This window comes from Paenibacillus chartarius (assembly GCF_042432825.1).
GTDB lineage: Bacteria > Bacillota > Bacilli > Paenibacillales > NBRC-103111 > Gordoniibacillus > Gordoniibacillus chartarius.
Genome location: NZ_JBHLWN010000046.1, coordinates 105829 through 124587, shown reverse-complemented (window position 1 = coordinate 124587; position 18759 = coordinate 105829). Strand labels below are relative to the sequence as shown.

19 protein-coding genes and 1 other annotated feature are annotated in these 18759 nt (G+C 55.9%); of the genes, 6 read left to right on the top strand and 13 right to left on the bottom strand.

Features of this window, described 5'->3' with window-relative positions; all coding sequences use genetic code 11:
* Positions 1–84: 84 nt before the first annotated feature.
* A complete protein-coding gene (locus ACFFK0_RS12200; RefSeq protein ID WP_377470486.1) occupies positions 85–522 on the bottom strand; it encodes a hypothetical protein in 438 nt (145 codons plus the stop codon).
* A 326-nt stretch (positions 523–848) separates the two neighbouring features.
* On the bottom strand, positions 849–1112 hold the full coding sequence (locus ACFFK0_RS12195; RefSeq protein WP_377470477.1) for a YlbG family protein: 264 nt from the start codon (positions 1110–1112) through the stop codon (positions 849–851).
* 47 nt (positions 1113–1159) lie between these two features.
* Between ACFFK0_RS12195 and ACFFK0_RS12190 the strand changes: the two genes are divergently transcribed.
* Positions 1160–2170, top strand: a complete 1011-nt coding sequence (locus ACFFK0_RS12190) for an asparaginase (protein ID WP_377470476.1) — start codon at positions 1160–1162, stop codon at positions 2168–2170.
* Positions 2171–2250: 80 nt separating this feature from the next.
* Here the strand turns inward: ACFFK0_RS12190 and ACFFK0_RS12185 are convergent, their stop codons facing one another.
* From ACFFK0_RS12185 to ACFFK0_RS12175, 3 genes are all read right to left on the bottom strand, one after another.
* On the bottom strand, positions 2251–2697 hold the full coding sequence (locus ACFFK0_RS12185) for a YlbF/YmcA family competence regulator (RefSeq protein WP_377470474.1): 447 nt from the start codon (positions 2695–2697) through the stop codon (positions 2251–2253).
* A gap of 94 nt (positions 2698–2791) precedes the next feature.
* On the bottom strand, positions 2792–4888 hold the full coding sequence (locus ACFFK0_RS12180) for a helicase-associated domain-containing protein (RefSeq protein WP_377470473.1): 2097 nt from the start codon (positions 4886–4888) through the stop codon (positions 2792–2794).
* Positions 4885–6627: a DNA repair helicase XPB gene (locus tag ACFFK0_RS12175; protein WP_377470472.1), complete on the bottom strand. Its 1743-nt coding sequence runs from the start codon at positions 6625–6627 to the stop codon at positions 4885–4887. Before ACFFK0_RS12175 ends, ACFFK0_RS12180 begins: the two co-directional genes overlap by 4 nt.
* A 112-nt stretch (positions 6628–6739) precedes the next feature.
* On the opposite strand from ACFFK0_RS12175, the gene ACFFK0_RS12170 reads away from it, so the two are divergent.
* Positions 6740–7267 carry a thermonuclease family protein gene (locus ACFFK0_RS12170; protein WP_377470470.1) on the top strand — a complete coding sequence of 176 codons (528 nt, stop codon included), beginning with the start codon at positions 6740–6742 and terminating at the stop codon, positions 7265–7267.
* Positions 7268–7330: 63 nt separating this feature from the next.
* Here ACFFK0_RS12170 and ACFFK0_RS12165 read toward each other — a convergent pair whose 3' ends face one another.
* Both ACFFK0_RS12165 and ACFFK0_RS12160 read right to left on the bottom strand, forming a co-directional pair.
* Positions 7331–7765, bottom strand: coding sequence for a CBS domain-containing protein (locus ACFFK0_RS12165; RefSeq protein WP_377470469.1), 435 nt, complete (start codon positions 7763–7765; stop codon positions 7331–7333).
* A 106-nt stretch (positions 7766–7871) separates the two neighbouring features.
* Complete coding sequence (locus ACFFK0_RS12160) at positions 7872–9065, bottom strand: M20 family metallopeptidase (RefSeq protein WP_377470468.1); 1194 nt, start codon at positions 9063–9065, stop codon at positions 7872–7874.
* A 187-nt stretch (positions 9066–9252) separates the two neighbouring features.
* Between ACFFK0_RS12160 and ACFFK0_RS12155 the strand changes: the two genes are divergently transcribed.
* Positions 9253–9600 (top strand): YugN family protein, encoded by a 348-nt coding sequence (locus ACFFK0_RS12155; protein ID WP_377470467.1) that lies wholly within the window; start codon positions 9253–9255, stop codon positions 9598–9600.
* A 15-nt stretch (positions 9601–9615) separates the two neighbouring features.
* Positions 9616–10794, top strand: coding sequence for a putative lipid II flippase FtsW (gene ftsW / locus ACFFK0_RS12150; RefSeq protein WP_377470466.1), 1179 nt, complete (start codon positions 9616–9618; stop codon positions 10792–10794).
* Between the two features lie 49 nt (positions 10795–10843).
* Here the strand turns inward: ftsW and ACFFK0_RS12145 are convergent, their stop codons facing one another.
* Positions 10844–11227 (bottom strand): Asp23/Gls24 family envelope stress response protein, encoded by a 384-nt coding sequence (locus ACFFK0_RS12145; protein WP_377470465.1) that lies wholly within the window; start codon positions 11225–11227, stop codon positions 10844–10846.
* 187 nt (positions 11228–11414) lie between these two features.
* Between ACFFK0_RS12145 and cax the strand changes: the two genes are divergently transcribed.
* The gene (gene cax / locus ACFFK0_RS12140) at positions 11415–12470 is read left to right on the top strand and encodes a calcium/proton exchanger (RefSeq protein ID WP_377470464.1); all 1056 of its coding nucleotides are present in this window, start codon (positions 11415–11417) and stop codon (positions 12468–12470) included.
* 79 nt (positions 12471–12549) lie between these two features.
* On the opposite strand, the gene ACFFK0_RS12135 is transcribed toward cax, so the two are convergent.
* The 4 genes from ACFFK0_RS12135 to ACFFK0_RS12120 form a co-directional block, all read right to left on the bottom strand.
* A complete protein-coding gene (locus tag ACFFK0_RS12135; protein ID WP_377470462.1) occupies positions 12550–12831 on the bottom strand; it encodes an Fpa/YlaN family protein in 282 nt (93 codons plus the stop codon).
* Positions 12832–12991: 160 nt separating this feature from the next.
* On the bottom strand, positions 12992–13240 hold the full coding sequence (locus tag ACFFK0_RS12130; RefSeq protein WP_377470460.1) for an HPr family phosphocarrier protein: 249 nt from the start codon (positions 13238–13240) through the stop codon (positions 12992–12994).
* Positions 13241–13315: 75 nt separating this feature from the next.
* On the bottom strand, positions 13316–14176 hold the full coding sequence (locus ACFFK0_RS12125; protein WP_377470458.1) for a hypothetical protein: 861 nt from the start codon (positions 14174–14176) through the stop codon (positions 13316–13318).
* A gap of 86 nt (positions 14177–14262) precedes the next feature.
* On the bottom strand, positions 14263–16041 hold the full coding sequence (locus tag ACFFK0_RS12120; RefSeq protein ID WP_377470457.1) for a diguanylate cyclase: 1779 nt from the start codon (positions 16039–16041) through the stop codon (positions 14263–14265).
* Between the two features lie 360 nt (positions 16042–16401).
* Between ACFFK0_RS12120 and rpsD the strand changes: the two genes are divergently transcribed.
* Complete coding sequence (gene rpsD / locus ACFFK0_RS12115) at positions 16402–17001, top strand: 30S ribosomal protein S4 (protein ID WP_377470455.1); 600 nt, start codon at positions 16402–16404, stop codon at positions 16999–17001.
* A gap of 55 nt (positions 17002–17056) precedes the next feature.
* Here the strand turns inward: rpsD and tyrS are convergent, their stop codons facing one another.
* Positions 17057–18313: a tyrosine--tRNA ligase gene (gene tyrS / locus ACFFK0_RS12110; protein WP_377470454.1), complete on the bottom strand. Its 1257-nt coding sequence runs from the start codon at positions 18311–18313 to the stop codon at positions 17057–17059.
* Positions 18314–18366: 53 nt separating this feature from the next.
* Positions 18367–18649 (bottom strand) — a binding site (T-box leader).
* Positions 18650–18759 lie beyond the last annotated feature (110 nt).

Here is an 18759-nt window from a genome sequence, read left to right as displayed (position 1 = left end):
TCCCCTCACTGTAAACAGGTTTTTATTATTTCACCTGTCCACCGTAAGGGGAGCATATCACCGTCCCGCATACTCCGAAACCCGCTATTTTCTTTTACGGCTGTTTTTCATCAGCGTCATCCGCCGCGAATGGCGAAGCCAGGAATAATACGTTTTCAAATCGCGGAGCTCTACGTTCTCCGACATGCGTCCGAGGAACGTGACCACAATCATCTTGTGAAGCGGGTTCCCGACGAGGTCGATTTCACCGTCCAGATCGCCAAACTCCGCAACCATCACGAGATCGTCATCGATCAAATAGACGTCCTGTTCGTTCCGGTAATACGGCTCGATACAGTTATTTTTCAATTTCTCCCAAAGAAAAGCGCAAATATCTTCAAAGCCCGTTTTTTCGGACTCGATCCGCTCAGACCAACGCATACGCGCATGATTTGTAATTACGATATCCGCTACCCGCTTGTCGCCGAGAAGAATATGAAACGGTTCGTATGTGCTCCAACGCTCGGTAGCCTTGTCTCTCATCATCGTCAACTCCTTTCGACTTCGGATAAATTAGGCCAGGATGCCTATATACACGTTAGTTGTACTTTTTATTTTACTAGATGTCGAAAAAGATGCCAATTAAAAAATAATAAAACTTTAACAATACACTCTACTATACGGTATTTCAAATCGTTGCCAAACATGTCGGAATGTTGAAAAAAAAAGGACGAGACCCCGATCGGAGCCTCGTTCCCGTCATTGTTCAATCTGATAGCTGCGTGCTGTAAACGCGGAAATCGCCGTCGTATATATCGGAATCGAAATCGGAATGATAAAACATACAGCTGGAATTTGCCAACCGAAGTTTACAGCGTGTAAAATCTAGTTTTGTCCGGCATATTACTATTGTATTCCGTTTTAATTTCGTTGCGGTACGAGCGCTCTATACTTTTTACGTACGGCAGGCGCAGCAGGTTGCGGGTAATTTCCTCCGCTCTGGAGGCAGGTACGTACAAAACGGCATAATGCATCTTTTTGGATATGTAATGAAGGCTACCGTACTTGTCCAGATTACGTGCCGCTTTCACATCGTTAACCCAAATGATCAGCCCGGTTCGTTCCGTGAACATTCGCATTTCCTTCTTTCCGCATTTATCTATGATTTGGAGTTGATCTTATGTCTCAGCCCTCAGTGCCGCTTGTTCGCGTCACTCGCGGACCTTTAACCGAATGCTTCCATCACGGTCATATCGCCGTCGTCGACACGGCCGGAACCGTGCTGCATCAAGCAGGCGACCCTCATTTCGTCACGTTCGCCAGATCGGCGGCAAAGCCGCTGCAAGCACTGCCCGTCATCGAATCGGGTGCTGCCGATGCCTTCGGATTAACCGGCGAGGAAATCGCCCTGCTGTGCGCTTCCCATAACGGCGAAGAGCTTCACACATCGACGGCGGCAGCCATTCTCGGCAAAATCGGACTCTCCGAGCTGAACCTGCGCTGCGGAGCCCACTTGCCGTTTCATCGGCCGACGGCCTCGGCGATGCGGGAGCGCGGCGAGGCGCCGACGAGCCTCCATAACAACTGCTCCGGCAAGCATGCGGGGATGCTTGCGCTGGCTGTACGATTGGGAGCACCGACGGAAGACTATTTGTCACTCGAGCATCCGGCCCAACAGCGTATGCTGGAAGCGGTATCGGGAATGAGCGGCGTTCCTGAATCCTCCATCGCGATCGGCGTCGACGGCTGCGGCGTACCGGTATTTGGACTGCCCCTGTCAGCGCTCGCCGCCGCATACGCCCGGCTCGGCTGTCCGGAGTCGCTCGCGCCGCAGCGCCGCGCCGCCTGCAGCCGGGTGACCACGGCGATGGCCGCGCACCCGGAATACGTCGCCGGCGATGACCGGTTCGACACCCGGCTGATGAGAGTCTCGCAAGGCCGCGTGCTGGGCAAGATGGGGGCCGAAGGCGTATTCGCCATGTCCGTGCCCGAACGCGGGCTGGGAATCGCCGTCAAGATCGAAGACGGCGCCAAGCGCGCGCTCTATCCCGCAGCCGCTGAAGCGCTTCGACAGCTCGGACTGCTGGACGCCGACCAGCTCTCGGCGCTGTCGTCTTATCACCGCCCGCTGCAGCGCAACTGGCAGGGCACCGAGGTCGGGGCGATCGTTCCGGATTTCCGGCTTGTCTAAGATCGATGCTGCACATGAAGCCGCTGCGGGGAAGTCCGCGGCGGCTTTCATTTTGCATGTAACTGTATCCTTCCGTCTCCTTATCCGCAGTTTCCGGAGCAGCTGCCTCCCGACGCACAGCTGTGGCCTTCCGGCTCCAGCTTGTTGCTCGGCACCTTGATCGATTCGGATACGGACCTTGCAATGGTCTCGGATACCGAGAACAGCAGGTTGTCGAGCCTTTCCTCCGCCTCGGTAAAGCGGGCGACCGTCTCGATTTGCTGCAGACGCAGTTCCGCCTGACGCACCTTCTCCAGCGCCTCATGATAATTCGGATGATAATGCCCGAACCGCTGCGTCTCTTCGAACAGCTCCTTGGTTTTGGCGAGCTCGCGAATAAACCGCTGCGCTTCCGGGTCTTGCTCCATCGCTTGTTTCCAGTATGCATAATCCGCCGCTTCTTGCGAGCGATTGATGAGGTCTCCTACATCATAAGCTTGCATGAGAATGGCGGCCATGTCGAGCGTTTGCGCTTCCATAATGCTCATATGATCGATACCATCCTTTTCTCGCTTGTCCTCTTGCAGTGTATCCTCTCTATCATATCACAAGTTGCCGCACGTTTCTTCTCTTTTGTTTCGTTTACCGGTCATTCATGCCGGGAACCACGAATTTCATTTCCTGCCACTCGTCGCCGCCAAAACGGATTTCACTGCCGCTGCTGCGGTCGATGCCGACGATGCACCAGCTGTCCCGCTCTTCAAGCAGCCGTTTCGGAGCTATGGTTCGGTCTTGTCCGCCGAGCCGAAGCTTCAGCAGCGCCTCGGCTTCGATTGCTTTGCGGATCATTTCTTTGCGCGTCGAAGCGTGGTAGGTGCGGTAATCTTTCCACCAGACGGCCGGCACATCGCGCAGCTCCGCCTCCCGCGCCCTCCGCTCCGGACGGGGCGGAAGCTCGGGCTCGAGGTCGTAGTACAAGAGCGGGTCCGTCGCGTCCAGCAAGCCCCGCCCGGCGTCGCCGGCTGCAGCCAGAAAGCGGAAGGCAGCTCGCTCTTCGCTATTGGGTTCACCCGCCGATCGATCAGGAGCGAAACCGTTGGCTGCGGCTCCGGCGAATCCGGTGTTGTCGCCGTTTCCGGCATGCTTGTCCTCTTCCGCCATGCCTAGCTCCATTACAGCTTTGCGCGGCGCGTAGCCTGCTTTGTCCAGCGCTGCTTGCAGATCGCGTAACCGCTCGCCTCGTACGACGAACACCGTATCCCCGAGACGCTCGAGCAAATATGGGGCCAGCCTCGGATTGCGCGCCAGCTCGTCCGCCAGCTGCGCGTCCGCGCAGCGCAGCAGCGACGCCCGGGCGAAGGAGATCCGTCCATATTCTCCGGCCCACTGGCGTATCGCCAGCCCTACGTTGTCCGGCAGGCCAAACCTGCTATGCTCCGCGAGGAAGCGTTCTATCTCGGCCGCTGTCATTCCTTGTTCACAAGCAAACTGTACGCTGCTCTTCGTTATGCGGTACATATGCACTTGGTCGGAGCTGAAGCGGTCGGCAAAGCGTTCCAGCTCCCAGCGAACGGCCGCCGCCGTGTCGGACGGCACGATGAGCTCGAAGTCGGGCTGTACGTAGATGCGGCCCGACGGTTCCTGCTGCGCATCCTCCGGCTTGTCCGGGATGCGCAGCAGCGTCTCGCCCGTGTGCGTATGCCGGGCGAGCTCCAGCCAGCCGAGCGCAGCGAGCGGCTGCAGCCACTGCGTCTCCGCGAGCTGCGCCAGCAGCAGCGGCTCGGCGGAGACGCCGCCGCGTGCGATGCCGCCTAGCCAAGCGGCAAGCCGCGGCAGCGCCAGCCACGCGCCGCGGGGCGCGTGGAGCAGCGCCGCCGCCGCGCGCTGGAGCAGCGGCTCGCGCGGCCACTGCCGCTGGAACCAGGCGGCCTGCAGCATGTCGCCGCGGCGTCCGCGCGGCAGGCTGAGCCAGGCGCGCAGCGGCGCTTCCTGCACGCGGAGCGCCCCGTCCTCGGCGGCAAGCAGCCCAAACCGCAGCGCCGCATCCAGAACGATAGCGAGGCCGGGTTCGTACCCATTCGAGCTGCCGGTGCCGTAAGCTAGCTGCAGCTGCCTTAGCGCAGCGTCTTCAGGCAGCTTCAAGACGCTGTGAAGAGCCTGCAGCTGCCGTTTCGCAATCGTCCCTTTCTGCGTCAAGATAAGCTCCTGCTTGGCTGCAAACGCTAACAGGGCAAACAGATCGTCGTCCAGCGCCCCCGGCGCCGAAGCCGTCAGCTCGGTATCTTTGTTGTCCCCACAGGATAACTCCGGCTCTCCAAATAGAACGGCCTGCCAGGCCCCCAGCGCGTCGTAGGGCAGCGCATGCAGACGTTCGCCCCAAGCTTTGCGAACCGTAACGACAATACCGAGTGCGCGCAAGCCCGCGAGCCCGAGCCGCAGCTCCGCCCCGGGGGCCTCGTCTTCCGCTCGCTTCGCAAGTGCCGCTTCGTCGAAAGGCTCGTTTGCAAACCTGCTCACGATGATCCGCAGCGTCGTACGCTCCGCGTCGGACAGCTCGGCCGACAGCAATCCGGCTCCCAAAGTCGTCGAATACAACGGTTCATACCGGTTGTCACCTTCATGCCCTTCGGCAAGCTCCTTCAGTTCGGGGGCCTCGGACAGCCGCCGCAGCAGCGCATTCGCTTCCAGCTGCAGCCGCGCGGCGGGCGCCAGCTTGCGCAGCGCGTCGCTTACCATCATGTCAACACCAGCTCCTCCGGCAGACTTGACGGGACGCGATGCAAACCGCCTCGTTCTGCGGATGCCATGCCGCCGACCGTGACAATGCTGTACGAGTATCCCTGCTCGACCAAGAACAGCTGCCGCTTCATCGTAAATTCCTGCTCCTTCGTATCTTTGCTCACAATCGTATAGAAGTAGGCTTTGTTCGCTCCCGGCTTCGGCCGCAGGATGCGTCCGAGACGCTGCGCTTCCTCCTGGCGCGAGCCGAAGCTGCCGGACACTTGGATCGCTACGCTGGCGTCCGGCAAATCGACGGCGAAATTCGCCACCTTGGATACGATCAGCACCCGCTCCCGGCCCGCTTTAAACGCGGCATACAGCCGCTCCCTTTCCTCATGCCCGGTTTCGCCGCTGATCATCGGCGCCCCGGTCAGCTTCGACAGCAGCTTCAGCTGCTCCAAATATTGCCCGATAATGAGCGTCGGTTCACCGGCATGCTTCTGCAGCAAGGTCCGGGTAATGTCCAGCTTGGCGGCATTTTCCCCGGCGAGCCGGAACTGCCGTCTTGCTTCGGCGCCGGCATAAGCGGCCCGGCGCTCCTCGGAGAGAGGCACTTGAATCTCCGTACATTCCACCGTCGCAATCCAGCCGCTTCGCTCCAGCTTCCTCCAAGGCAGCTCATAGCGCTTCGGTCCGATCAGCGAGAAGACGTCGCTTTCCCGCCCGTCTTCGCGGATCAGGGTAGCCGTCAAGCCGAGCCGACGAGTCGCCTGAATGTCCGCCGTCGCCCGAAACACCGGTGCCGGAAGCAGATGCACCTCGTCATAGACGATCAGTCCCCAGTCTCTCCGGTTGAACAGCGCAAGATGGACGAACGGCTCATCCTTGGCTTTGCGGTGGGTAATAATCTGATACGTCGCGATCGTCACAGGCTTCACTTCTTTCGTTTCGCCCGTATATTCGCCAACTTGCTCCTCCGTCAGCTCCGTCTTGTCCAAAATTTCGCGTTTCCACTGCCGGACCGACGTCACATTGGAGGTGAGCACCAGTGTTGCGCAGCCCAGTTTTGCCATTGCGGCAATGCCGATGACCGTTTTGCCCGCTCCGCAAGGAAGCACAACCACGCCGCTGCCGCCCATCGTCGAACCGCCGCGGTAGAATGCGTCGACCGCTTCCTCCTGGTAATCGCGAAGTCGGAAGTCCGCTCCGCCGGCCGTCGTTCCCTTTAAACGGATCGCCAGTGCCTCGCCGCGGTGGTAGCCGGCCATGTCGCTCACCGGATAACCTAATTTGGCCAGCTCCTGCTTCAGCTCGCCGCGCGCCTCCCGCAGCACTTGAACCGCCCGTTCCCCGCGGCTCTCCACGATATATTTTTGCATGAACGCATAATTCATCAGCTCGCCGAGCACAACCGTATCTTCACTAACGAGCAGCAGCTCCTCGCCGACCCGCTCCAGCCTCAGAAGCCCGTACCGTCCGACATATTTGCGAATATCTGCAGCGGCACCGGCAGGCAGCGGAAATTTGCTGTAGGGCTCCAGCCACGAAATCAGGTCTTCCCCGGACATACCTGCTGCTGCAGCCTGCCAAAGCGTAAGCGGCGTCATCCGGTACGTTTGAACATGCTCGGGACTTTTGACCAGCTCGGCAAAACGCGATAGGTTGGCGCGCAGCTCCTCCGCTTCCGGATGATGCGTTTCGAGCAGCACCGTCAAATCCTTCTGGACGACGAGCGGCCGGTCCGCGCTGTTACGCATCGTTCCCGCCCCCTCTTGACTTTTCTAGTTAGTATGAAGGGAAAGTTCTTGATTTAAACATAAAACTCATGCTACGTTGGAAAACATATGGAATCTAAGGAGTGGCGCGACCATGACCGAGAGGATGTTTTCCCGCCTGCTACTGATTGTGACATCGATCGTTCTGTTCGGGGGGCTTGCGGCAGCTTGCGGGAAACCTGCAGCATCTCAAGCCGGCCGCGATGAAGCGACCGTAGAACGGATCGTGGACGGGGATACGCTGGAGGTTACACTCAAGGGCAAGAAAGAAAAAATTCGTCTGATAGGCGTCGACACGCCGGAAACGAAAAAGCCGAATACCCCCGTCATGTTCTATGGCGAGGAAGCATCCGACTTTACGAAGAAAAGGCTGCAAGGAAAAACCGTACAACTCGAGTGGGATGTTGAGAAGAAGGACCGGTACGACCGATGGCTCGCCTATGTATGGGTCGGCGACGAGCTGTTCAACAGCACTTTGCTGAAGGAAGGCTATGCCCGGTTATCCACCTTCCCTCCTAATGTTAAATATGTAGACCGCTTCAAGCAAGATCAAGAGTCTGCCCGCAAAGCGAACAAGGGGCTGTGGCGCGACTACGAAGCCGCCTTCGGCCGGCAAAAATAAGAAAAACCGCCCGCGATCCCTTCCTGGGACCACGGCGGTTTTTTACGTTTGCATCGGGTGAACTCAGCCCAAGCCGCTCGGATTTTGATTGACCGAAATCGAGCTCAGCGCCCGGCCGGCTGCTTCATCGGAATTATTGTTGACAGCCAGGTCGCCGATCGACACAACGCCGACGAAATTCCCGTTATCGCAGACAGGCAAACGGCGAACTTGATGCTGAGCCATCAGCTTCGCCGCTTCTTCCATCGACGTGGACGGCTCGATGCACTGAATGTCAGTCGTCATTACCAATTCGACTTTAGCCGAGCCTTCGCGCTTCTCAGCCAAGCCGCGGATGACGATGTCACGGTCGGTAACGACACCGATCAGCTTGTTATTTTCGACAACTGGAATAAAGCCGGTATCGAATTGCTTCATCTTGACCGCAATTTCATACACATTGTCCTTCGTCGTGACTGTCGCGCAATCCTTGGTCATAATGTCCTTGACTGTTTTCACGCAGGGACCCCTCCTTCGCAAGTTGCGGAATGCCGCCGGTGGTAACGGGCGCATATCCGTTCCTTACTAGCGTCCCCCGGACCCTGGACAGGGATGCAAGCCGTCCTTAGGAAATCGAAGCCACTGGGGCTTGTCCGGCCGCGTCTACGGCCAGTTCGAGCAGCAAGCCCGCCGCCGTCCGCATCGCCCGTTCATCAATATCGAAACGCGGATGGTGATGGGGGTGCCGGATGCCGTGCTCCTCGCTTCCTGCACCGACAAACATAAAGCAGCCGGGAACCTTTTCAATGAAATAACTGAAATCTTCACCGGCCATAATCAGAGGAGATTCATGAACGGCATCCGCTCCGAACGCCGCGGCGGCGACCCGGAAGCAGCGTTCCACTTCGTCCGGATCGTTGACGACCGGCGGATAGCCAAGCCTGTAATCGATCTTGTATGTTGCGCCGTATTTGGCGCACGTATGCTCGAGCAGAAGCTCAATGCGCCGCTTCGCCTCGAGCCGCACAGTCGGGTCGAAGGAACGCACGGTCCCCTTCATCGTACACGTTTCCGCAATAACATTGAAGCTTGACCCCGCATGGAAGGACCCGACGCTGACGACGCAAGGCTCGGTCGGGTCGATGCTGCGGGCGACGACCGTCTGCAGGCTGCTAACCAGCTCGGCCCCGACCACGATGCTGTCAACCGTTTGGTGCGGCAGCCCGCCGTGTCCGCCTTTGCCGATAATTTCGAGCGTAAACTCATCCGGTGCAGCCATCATCGGACCCGGCCGGCAGTACACGTGACCGGACGGAAACGGGGTCCACAGATGGACGCCGTAGCATGCGTCGATTCCCTCCAGCGCTCCGGCTTCGATCATCGATTTCGCTCCGCCCGGGTTCATCTCCTCCGCGTGCTGGAACAGGAACACATAGGTTCCCGGCAGCCGCTCCCGCGCATCGCTGAGCGCCTTGGCCACGCCAAGCAGCGTAGCGGTATGCGCGTCATGACCGCAGGCGTGCATTACCCCGGGCACCTGCGATTTATACTCGCACGTCTTCTCGTCTTGAATCGGCAGCGCGTCCATATCCGCCCGCAGCGCTACCGTCCGTCCGGGCATCCCGCCGCGCAGCGTGCCGACGAGTCCGTGTCCGCCGACTTGACGGCGCACCTCAATGCCCCACTGCTCCAGCTTGTCCGCGACGAATTCGGCCGTCTTCTCTTCATGGAACGAGAGCTCCGGATTGCGGTGCAAATGCCGCCGCCAGCTTACGATATCCGGGTACAGCTCGTCCAGTTGTTTTCGCAATTGCTCCATACCGTAACCTCCTGCCGCTTGGGACAGCGTCTTTCTTACCATCTTATCAGAAACGATGCGCCGTTTCATCCCGCAATGCGCCACCAAATGGTCGAAAATAAAGGCTTCGACCAACTTGCAGAGAACACGGAAACATACTATCATGGATGGAGAATTTAAAATTAGGCAAAAAAGCGAGGCGTAACCATTGATTATCGAGACGAACGGCCTGAAAGGCACCAAAACCGATTTCGCCCACTTGGAGGAAGTAACGCATAAGCTCGGCTTCGTGCGCTGGCAGTGGGAATATACTCGTGCGACTTACGATTTTAAGATTGAAGATAAAGCAAACAAGGAAGAATATTTTCTTCGCGTAAATACTCGCACAGAATCCGGCAAGCTGGAATCGCCATACGCCATTCTTCGTGTCGAAGACGCCTACATCGGCCGCGCGACGTTCCCGCATGGACTGGACTACGAGAGCCCGATCCCGGATGCGATTATGAACACGGCGAAGCAAAAGCTTGCTCAGCTGCAGCAGCAGCTGGCCGAATAACGGCAGGGGTTCGATATGAATCCCCCGCGGCGCGGAACACCCGATTTTTTGCTGCTCTTCCTGACCTTCGTGCTGGTCTGCTTCGGCCTTGCCATGGTGTTCAGTGCGAGCTACTACATTAAAGTCGATACGCCGCACCATTATTTGAAGACGCAAGGCATCGCCGTCATTATCGGTTCTATCGGTTTAATCGCAGCGATGAACATCCATTATACGAAGCTGCAGAAGCTCGTCGTCCCGTTGTTCCTCAGCACCGTTGTGATGCTCGTGCTTGTGCTTCTCGTGGGCGATGAGCAAAATAACGCGAAGAGCTGGATCAACATCGGGCCGCTCAACCTGCAGCCGACCGAATTCGCCAAGATCGGCATTGTGCTCTACTTGGCCAATTTGATTTCCAAGAAAGAGGAAAAGTTCCGCAATTTCAAGACCGGGCTTCTTCCTGCACTCATTATCATCACCATCATCGTTGTTCTAATTATGCTGCAGCCCGATTTCGGATCCTGCATGATTCTGCTCGCCGGGGCGTTTCTGGTCGTCGTTGTGGGCGGAGCGAATCTCAAGCATCTATTCTTAATCGGCCTAGCTGGAGTGAGTATGCTTGCGCTTGGTCTCGGATCTTACCTCTTAAAGAACGGATTCGAACAGTACCAGCTGGCGCGCATCACTTCGTTCATGAACCCTTGGTCCGAGGATTGCCAACAGGATCAGTGCTATCAGATCGTCCAGTCCCTTTATGCGTTCGGGCACGGCGGCATTACCGGCGCAGGATTCGGACAAGGCATTCAGAAGCTTCAGTATTTGCCCCAGGCATACAACGACTTTATTTTCGCTATTATCGGCGAGGAATTCGGCTTTATCGGCACGACCTTCTTCCTGATCATTTACTTGCTGTTCATTTGGCGCGGCATTATCGTTGCGCTGCGGTGCCCGAATACATTCGGCGCGCTGACGGGGCTCGGCCTGATGGGTATGATCGCCATTCAAACGCTGATTAATATCGGCGGCGTTACCTCCAGCATTCCGATGACCGGCGTAACGCTTCCGCTGATTTCCTACGGCGGCTCCTCGATTCTGGCGACGCTGCTCAGTCTCGGCATTCTGCTCGGCATATCCCGCGAACAGAGCTTGCCTGCCGAGAAGGACGAACGGCCGCAAGCCCGCTCCACAACGAAAAAACCTAGCATGCACCTGTAAGGGTGTCCGCTAGGTTTTTTGGCATGTATGCCGAAGTGTTCCGTTCCTTTTACTTGACACGCAGGGCTTCGTCCGGTTCTTCCTTTTCTTCCTTGAATGCGACGCCTTCCACTTTCACGTTCACTTCGACAACGCGCAGTCCCGTCATATTTTCCACCGCATCCCGCACATTTTCCTGCAGGTCTCTACATACGTCCTGAATTTTACTGCCATACTGAATAATAATCCGCAGATCGATGGCCGCTTCCAGCTGTCCGACTTCGACAGAGACGCCTCTTTGCGCATTTTTCCCGCTCAATCGCTTGGCGAGACCTTCGGAAATGCCTCCCGACATCGCCGCAACTCCCGGCGTTTCTAATGCTGCAAGTCCGGCGATCGTCGACACGACGTCATCGGAAATTCGAATGAGCCCGGTTTGCACTTGCTCGGACATATGGATCCCCCCACCATCAAGATATAGCCTTATTGTAAACAAAATCGGCATCCGTTCGCAACCGCTTGTCCCTCGACTCCTTTCAAGGAAGAAATAGTTTACATTGAGCTGGAAAATTTGTATAGTCTAATAGGTAATCTGTACCAGTCATCCGACAGACTCACAAACCATACTCGGAGGGTTTACGATGAGAGCTAAACTGTTCTATCTCGGCTTAATAGCGAGCTTCATCGCCAGCGGAGCGCTGCACTATTTGCATGCAGATTCGACGCTGCAGTTCGTTGTTTCCTGTGCCGCCATTATTTTTGTCGCAGGCTTTCTCGGCAAAGCAACGGAGAGCGTCGCCCATTACGCGGGCGAACGGCTGGGCGGCTTCTTGAACGCCACATTCGGGAATGCGGCCGAGCTTATTATCGCCATCTTCCTTGTCCGTGACGGTCTGTTCGATATGGTGAAGGCGAGTTTAACCGGATCCATTATCGGCAACCTGCTGCTTGTACTCGGGCTGAGCGTGCTGGCGGGGGGACTGAAGTTCAAGGAACAAACCTTCAATGTAAAACTGGCTTCCCACAATGCGTCGCTTATGTTTCTTGCGATTATCGCACTGGTTATACCCGCGGTATTCTCCCGCAGCTTTACGATCAAGGAAACGAACATGCTGAGTATTTTTGTGGCGGCTTTATTGATCATCGCTTACTTGCTGTGGCTGCTGTTCTCCATGGTTACCCACAAGACGGAGCTGGCCGACCAAGTCGTAGCCGGGCATGCCGAAGAAGAGCATCCCGCCTGGTCCGCCAAGCTATCCGTTTTCTTGCTCTTGCTGGCAACGGTGATGACGGCGCTCGTCAGCGAGTGGCTCGTCGGCACGGTCCATGAATTTTCCGCCCAGTTCGGATTGTCGGAGCTGTTCATCGGCGCCTTCCTTATTGCCATTATCGGCAATGCCGCCGAACATAGCGCCGCCGTATTCCTGGCATTGAAAAACAAGATGGGCGCTGCCGTCGAAATCGCCGTCGGCTCTTCGCTGCAAATCGCCTTATTCGTTGCGCCGGTGCTTGTCATCGCCAGCTGGATGATGGGCAACCCGATGGATCTCGTATTCACCTTCTACGAGCTTGCCGCCATCACTGTCGCCGTACTGATCGCCAAATCAATCTCCCAAGACGGACAATCGAACTGGTACGAAGGGGTTCTGCTTCTGGTTGTCTACTTGATTCTCGGCATCGCGTTTTTCCTCGTTTAATAAGTAATGGACCGCCAGCGGCGGTCTTTTCTTTCTATGAGCAAAAAAAACAACCTCCTTCGCAGCGAAGGAGGTTGTTTTATCTGCCCAAAGCCTCATACAATTGAGCCAGATTGCGTTCCAGCTTACTAAGAATTTGCTTGCCTGCCTGCTCCGTAATCAAGCCGGCCCGAACAGCAAAATCGACTTCCCTAGACAGCCCGTACATCTGTGTATCGAGCACTTCCTCATACAACGGACATTGCCGAGTGGTGAGGTTCTCCATCTGGACCTCGATAAGCTTCTCGATCTTGTCTGCGTCTTCCTGAAGAAGCTGTATCGCTTTATGATTCAAGGTCAATAACAGATCGGATGATGACATCGAACTCCCCCTCACGCTTATATCCATGAACCTACTCTAATATTAGACCAAATGAAGACAAGTTACAAGATACGAACCTCTGGCAGGACGAGACGCATCCGGAACATAGCAAAACGCCCGCCGCTTCGCAAGCGGGGGCGTCGTATTCTGACGCTGAGTATTACTCGCTGACGACGTTAACGGCCAGGCCATGCTTTTCAAACACTTGCGCCATCGACGCTTTCGCCTCGTCGGCATCCGGACCGTGTACATGCAGGTTATATTGTCCTGCGGACGTCAGAGTTGTGAATAGACCGAGGATGCTCTTTACATCAATATACTTATTGTCGTATTGAAGAACGATCGAAGAACGGAATTTGTTCGCCGTTTGGGAAATTTCTACGATTGCAGCATTGTTGGCAGATGTCATGGGTACATTCCTCCTAAAAATGGAACTGATCTAGCTCTATGATACTCCGGTTCCACACCTGAGCGCAACACAAACTTATGAGGTAGACGGAAGCATCGTATCCTTGCGTTCCTCTTCGAACGTATAACTTGTAACCGTATTCTCCTCCACCGTTCGATCCCCGCTCGGGTAGCGCAGTTTCGTGTTCAGCGTCAGCTTATTAGGGCGATGATTGGTCCGATCCAGCCATAGCGTGATTGTCCCTTCCGCCTGCAGACCGCCTAGAGACTCGTCCAAACGCCGGATCGCAGCCTGTGCAGCCTCCGTCATAGCCGCATCGCGAGCCGCCGCCTGTGCGGCGCTCAAGCCCTGAGGCACCGCGTTCCGTTCCGCCAAGAGCTTAGCTTCCAATCCGTTGCGCTCCCGTGTCAGCTCATCGGTCACGAGCCGCTTGACCTCGGAGGACTCCAGTGCAATCGTGACCGCTCTCGTCTCTGCGTCAGATTGCTTGGCGTCAAGGGCAGCCTGCCTCTTTACTTGCGGCAGCTGCTCCAGCCATGGAAGCGGGTTCCAGTTCAGCATCGTGAGTCCGCTGTTCTCCGCATTATTTTCCGTCGTCCAAACCCCGGCGCTGCCTCGCGTATATACCGTTTCTTCTCTCGTTCCATTGGCCGCCGCGTCGGGTCTTATTTCCAGCACTAAACGCTGCCCGCTGGTCACCGTCCCCGCAAAGGACGGGGATGTCGGAAGCGCGTGACCATTCACGCTCGTACTCGAAACTCCTTGATATACGAGCTCCTTCGCCTCGATGATAGAGCGAATTGCAGTGCCGGCCAGATCGTCGGCACCCGCCGGTTCTCCAGCGACGGCACAACCGGACAAGCCGATACCGATCCAAATCAACACAAAGCCGGCCGCCGCGGATGCTCGATGACCTAAGGAAACGTGATCGCCCATACGTAAATCTACCTTTCTGGGATCAGGCTTTACGCAAGTAGCTTTTCCTGAATAGGCTCGCTTCATCCGGCAGCGCCGGCTTTCGGTTAACCGACCTTTACTTGATTGCGGCCGCCGTGTTTCGCTTCGTATAGAGCCATATCCGCTCTATAGACGAGCGACTCCACACTAATTTTCTCATCTTCCCAGTTCCAATCCGATACCCCGCAGGACACCGTAACTTGCGGCTCCGTCTCCGTGCTGACCCGCTGCCGGATGCGCTCGGCTATGCGAACGGCCTGATCGCGTCCGACCTGCGGCAAATAAACGGCCAGCTCTTCCCCGCCCCAGCGGGCTGCGATATCGCTGTCGCGGATACTCGTCTTGATTATGGAACTAACAAGAATAAGAATTTTATCGCCGACCTGGTGTCCGAACGTATCGTTCACCCTTTTGAAGTGGTCCACATCGACGAGAATGAGCGATCCGCAGTAATCTTTTTTCTGCAGCACATTCACCTGCTCATCCAAATAATGCCGTACATACAAGCTCGTCAGACGGTCGGTGATGACCATACGCTGAACCTCTGCATGCAAAGATGCATTCGACATGGCTAATCCGATGTGGACGGACAGCACTTGCAGCAGCTTGAAATTCTCATAGGAGAAAAAGTTCGGACGGTGATGCGTAACATGAATTAAACCAATCACTTGCCCTTTAACTGTAATCGGAGCGGATATGAGTGAACGCGCGCCCGTGACCTCCATAAGTCGCGAAGGCACTTTGCGTCCAGTCTCGTAATCCGATACGATAACCGGTTCATTGGTAGCGAATACGATTCCGGAATAGTCCTGATCGATCGGATACTGTTCGTGAAACAGTTCCGGCAGCGTACCCGCCTTGACGATAAATTGACGGTTCGCCTCGTCAGCTTGCAAAATGCAGCAGCAGTCGGCATGAAACACTTTGCATAGCTCGGTCGAAGCATAATGAAATATTTCGTTCAAGCTTAAGCTCTGATTCAACCGCTTCGTAATTTCGTTAATCAGTCTCAACTCGGTAATAAGCAGGTTGGACTGCTCGTACAGCTTCGCGTTCTCGAATGCATTGCCCGCAATGTCGGCCAGCATCGAAATAAACTGCAGGTCGGTGGAATCGAAGCAGTCGTTCGGCGTTACAAGGTGAAGGATTCCGTATACCCCTTGCTTCCCCGTCAATGGAGCCGCGAGCTGCGAGCAAGGTATGCCGTTCTCGTCGTCTCTGGCTACGTAGATCAATTGTCCTTCCATGAACGCACGCGTACAAATGTCGTTTTCCGGATCCTCGAACGAAAGCAGCTTGACCGGAACTTGTGTCGTCGGATTATCCTGCGACAACAACAGCTCGGCACGAACTTGCGGATATACGCTCTGAATGCTGGACATCACTTCCTGAAGGACGCTGTCGACATCGATTTTGTCGTGCAGTTTCTTAGCCGAAAGAAACAGCATTTCATGACGTCTGGACTCTTTGTAAGCATCCATCTGGCGATTGGCCTGTTCCAGCTTCTCGCTCTGCAGAAGCGCCAGCTGGCACGACTGAACAAACGCAACGGCAATGAATTTGCGCTGCGACGAATCGGTGACGCCGGGAGGAAAGCACAGCTTTCCTGCCCATTGTCCGTTATTGGTATAAAGCTCAAGGCAGAAGCCGGCTCCGACTGCGCATTCGTTCGGCTCTGTCGTTAATACCAAACGGTCCGCGAAAGGAATCGCCTGTTCGCCGAGCTGTTGAACGTAATATGCAAAGCCGCTGCGCAGCGTCTGCCGGATCTGCTGTAATTCGGAACCGAGCGGCGGCAGGGTGTACGTATCTATCTTAGGAGCTTCATGATGTGTATTGGTCATACGAACGTTCTCCTTTGTCGACTCCTTGGATAAGATAGCAGGAAGTCCGCTTATTCCGAGGGTCTAAACACCTACTACTACTATACTATGTTTTTGGTATCGTTGCACCGTTAAATTGTTTTTACTTGACACCTAACATCGTATTTTATAAAATTAGAAGTCGAGTACTACCAAGACACGGTGAAGGACTGCGTGTTTCACCCTCTCTGATACACTCCAGACGGGACAGCGGCTGAATTACATTCCCGTTTGGCGCTGCCGGCCTCCAATCCGGCATTGCTGCGGAGTCGTATCGGGCACGAGCGTTCACCAACAGCATCGCTCACCCAAACTTACAATTAAAAGGAGTGCGTATCGCACATGGCACGTTATACAGGCCCTAAATTTAAGTTAAGCCGCCGCCTCGGCATCTCCCTTAGCGGCACAGGTAAAGAATTGAAGCGTCCTTTCCCTCCAGGCCAGCACGGCCCGGGCCAACGCAAGAAGCTGAGCGGTTACGGCGTACAGCTGCAAGAGAAGCAAAAGCTTCGCCACATGTACGGTCTCGGCGAGAAGCAGTTCCACAACCTCTTCGTGAAAGCTTCCAAGATGGCCGGCAAATCCGGTGAGAACTTCATGTTCCTGCTCGAAAGCCGTTTGGACAACCTGGTATACCGCCTTGGCTTCGCGAACACTCGCGCCGGCGCTCGCCAGCTCGTTTCCCACGGTCACGTTACCGTTAACGGCAAGAAGGTTGACATCGCTTCCTACATCGTATCGACTGGCGACGTTGTCGGTCTTCGCGAAAGAAGCCGCAACCTGACTTCGATCAAAGAAGCTGTTGCTAACCGTCATCACGTTCCTGCATACCTCGAGTTCAACGAGCAAGCTATGGAAGGCCGTTACGTCCGTCTTCCTGAGCGCGCAGAGCTCTCCCAAGACATTGACGAGAAGCAAATCGTCGAGTTCTACAGCCGATAATCAGATGAAAATCCCCCTTGGATCTCAGATCCAGGGGGATTTTTTTGTGTGTATGTTATTTGAAACGAATCAGGTAGTAATTTTTCTTGCCGCGGCGCAGGACGAGATATTTGCCTTCGATACGGTCTTCCGCACGGAGTACGGCATCAAGCTCCGTCATTTTGTTGCCGTTTACCGCTACGGCGCCCTTCTCGATAAATTCCCGCGCTTCGCGCTTGGACGAGGCTGCCTTCGCCGTAATCAGCAGGTCGACGAGCGCAATCGGCTCGTCCGCCAGCTCCGTTGACGGCTCATCCTTGAACGCCTCTTCGATTTCCGCCGCCGTCAGCTCGCCGACGCTTCCGTCAAAGAGCGCTTTGGTAATGTTCATGGCGCTTTCCAGTGCCGCCTGTCCGTGAACGAGTGCCGTTACTTCCCGGGCCAGCACGCGCTGCGCTTCCCGCTTCTCCGGCGCCGTCCGCACTTCCTGCTCCAGACGTTCGATCTCCGACCGCTCCAGGAACGTGAAATATTTCAGAAACTTGACGACATCGTTATCGTCTGTGTTGATCCAGAATTGATAGAACTGGTACGGAGTCGTCTTTGCCGGATCAAGCCAGACCGCCCCGCCTTCCGACTTCCCGAACTTTTGACCGTCGCTCTTGGTCACGAGCGGCATCGTCAAGCCGAACGCGCGCGCGCCCGACGTTTTGCCGATCAGCTCCAGCCCCGCCGTAATGTTGCCCCATTGATCGCTGCCGCCTACCTGAAGCGTACAGCCGTGCGTTTCGTTCAGCTGGAGGAAATCGTAAGCCTGCAAAATCATGTAGCTGAATTCGGTAAACGAAATCCCCTTCTCAATCCGCGAGTCGACGGAGTCTTTGGCCAGCATGTAATTGACCGTGAAATTTTTCCCGACATCCCGCAGGAAACCGATCACATCCAGCTTGCTTAACCAGTCATAGTTATTCGCCATCATCGCGCCGTTGTCACCGCTGTCGAAGGAAAGAAAACGCGACAGCTGTTTGCGCAGGCTTTCGGTCCACCCCGCAACCGTTTCCGGCGAATTCAGCGTCCGCTCGTTCGCTTTACCGCTCGGATCTCCGATCAGACCGGTGCCGCCCCCGACCAAGGCAATCGGCCGATGACCGGCCAGCTGGAAGTGGCGAAGGCAAAGGATCGGCAGCAGATGCCCGACATGGAGACTGTCCGCCGTCGGATCAAATCCGGCATACAGCGTAACCCGCCCTTCGGACAGCTTCTTCTCCAGCTCCTCGCGGTCTGTTGTCTGTTTAATCAGACCTCTGAACTCCAATTCTTGCAAAATGCTCATGTCATCCACTCCTTGTGTATTATCTCGCGACAACATAAAAAGCCTTCTCATCCCCAAGGGACGAGAAGGCTGCTCTCGCGGTACCACCCTAATTAAAGCAGCGCTGCCGAATCGATATCGGAACACGCCTGCTTTCGCTCGGAGCCCGGTAACGTGGGCAAATCGGAAAAAGCTACTGATCGGACCGCGGGCGCATCTTGCCTGTTCCCGGTATCCGATGTTCCCCTCTTCTGCTCCGGAGTGTAATTCACTGCGTCCGCCGCCGCCGGTTCGCACCATCCACCGGCTCTCTGAGGGCAAATCAAACGCGCTACTGCTCTCCATCGTCGCAATCATTTTTGTTTATCTTACAGAAGCCGCCGGCAATTGTCAACCGTCGCCGCGGTCGCTATCGACGGATGTCCACATATAACGGAATATGGTATAATGGAAACGGTTGTTCGAAG

Bases quoted from the DNA above. Each gene is read 5' to 3' on its own strand.
- rpsD (WP_377470455.1), top strand. From the start codon at position 16,402: ATGGCACGTTATACAGGCCCTAAATTTAAGTTAAGCCGCCGCCTCGGC.
- ACFFK0_RS12185 (WP_377470474.1), bottom strand. From the start codon at position 2,697: ATGAGCATTATGGAAGCGCAAACGCTCGACATGGCCGCCATTCTCATG.
- cax (WP_377470464.1), top strand. From the start codon at position 11,415: ATGAGAGCTAAACTGTTCTATCTCGGCTTAATAGCGAGCTTCATCGCC.
- ACFFK0_RS12195 (WP_377470477.1), bottom strand. From the start codon at position 1,112: ATGTTCACGGAACGAACCGGGCTGATCATTTGGGTTAACGATGTGAAA.
- ACFFK0_RS12145 (WP_377470465.1), bottom strand. From the start codon at position 11,227: ATGTCCGAGCAAGTGCAAACCGGGCTCATTCGAATTTCCGATGACGTC.
- ACFFK0_RS12120 (WP_377470457.1), bottom strand. From the start codon at position 16,041: ATGACCAATACACATCATGAAGCTCCTAAGATAGATACGTACACCCTG.
- ACFFK0_RS12160 (WP_377470468.1), bottom strand. From the start codon at position 9,065: ATGGAGCAATTGCGAAAACAACTGGACGAGCTGTACCCGGATATCGTA.
- ACFFK0_RS12175 (WP_377470472.1), bottom strand. From the start codon at position 6,627: ATGCGTAACAGCGCGGACCGGCCGCTCGTCGTCCAGAAGGATTTGACG.
- ACFFK0_RS12130 (WP_377470460.1), bottom strand. From the start codon at position 13,240: ATGACATCTGCCAACAATGCTGCAATCGTAGAAATTTCCCAAACGGCG.
- ACFFK0_RS12125 (WP_377470458.1), bottom strand. From the start codon at position 14,176: ATGGGCGATCACGTTTCCTTAGGTCATCGAGCATCCGCGGCGGCCGGC.
- tyrS (WP_377470454.1), bottom strand. From the start codon at position 18,313: ATGAGCATTTTGCAAGAATTGGAGTTCAGAGGTCTGATTAAACAGACA.
- ACFFK0_RS12200 (WP_377470486.1), bottom strand. From the start codon at position 522: ATGAGAGACAAGGCTACCGAGCGTTGGAGCACATACGAACCGTTTCAT.
- ACFFK0_RS12135 (WP_377470462.1), bottom strand. From the start codon at position 12,831: ATGTCATCATCCGATCTGTTATTGACCTTGAATCATAAAGCGATACAG.
- ACFFK0_RS12180 (WP_377470473.1), bottom strand. From the start codon at position 4,888: ATGATGGTAAGCGACGCGCTGCGCAAGCTGGCGCCCGCCGCGCGGCTG.
- ftsW (WP_377470466.1), top strand. From the start codon at position 9,616: ATGAATCCCCCGCGGCGCGGAACACCCGATTTTTTGCTGCTCTTCCTG.
- ACFFK0_RS12190 (WP_377470476.1), top strand. From the start codon at position 1,160: ATGTCTCAGCCCTCAGTGCCGCTTGTTCGCGTCACTCGCGGACCTTTA.
- ACFFK0_RS12170 (WP_377470470.1), top strand. From the start codon at position 6,740: ATGACCGAGAGGATGTTTTCCCGCCTGCTACTGATTGTGACATCGATC.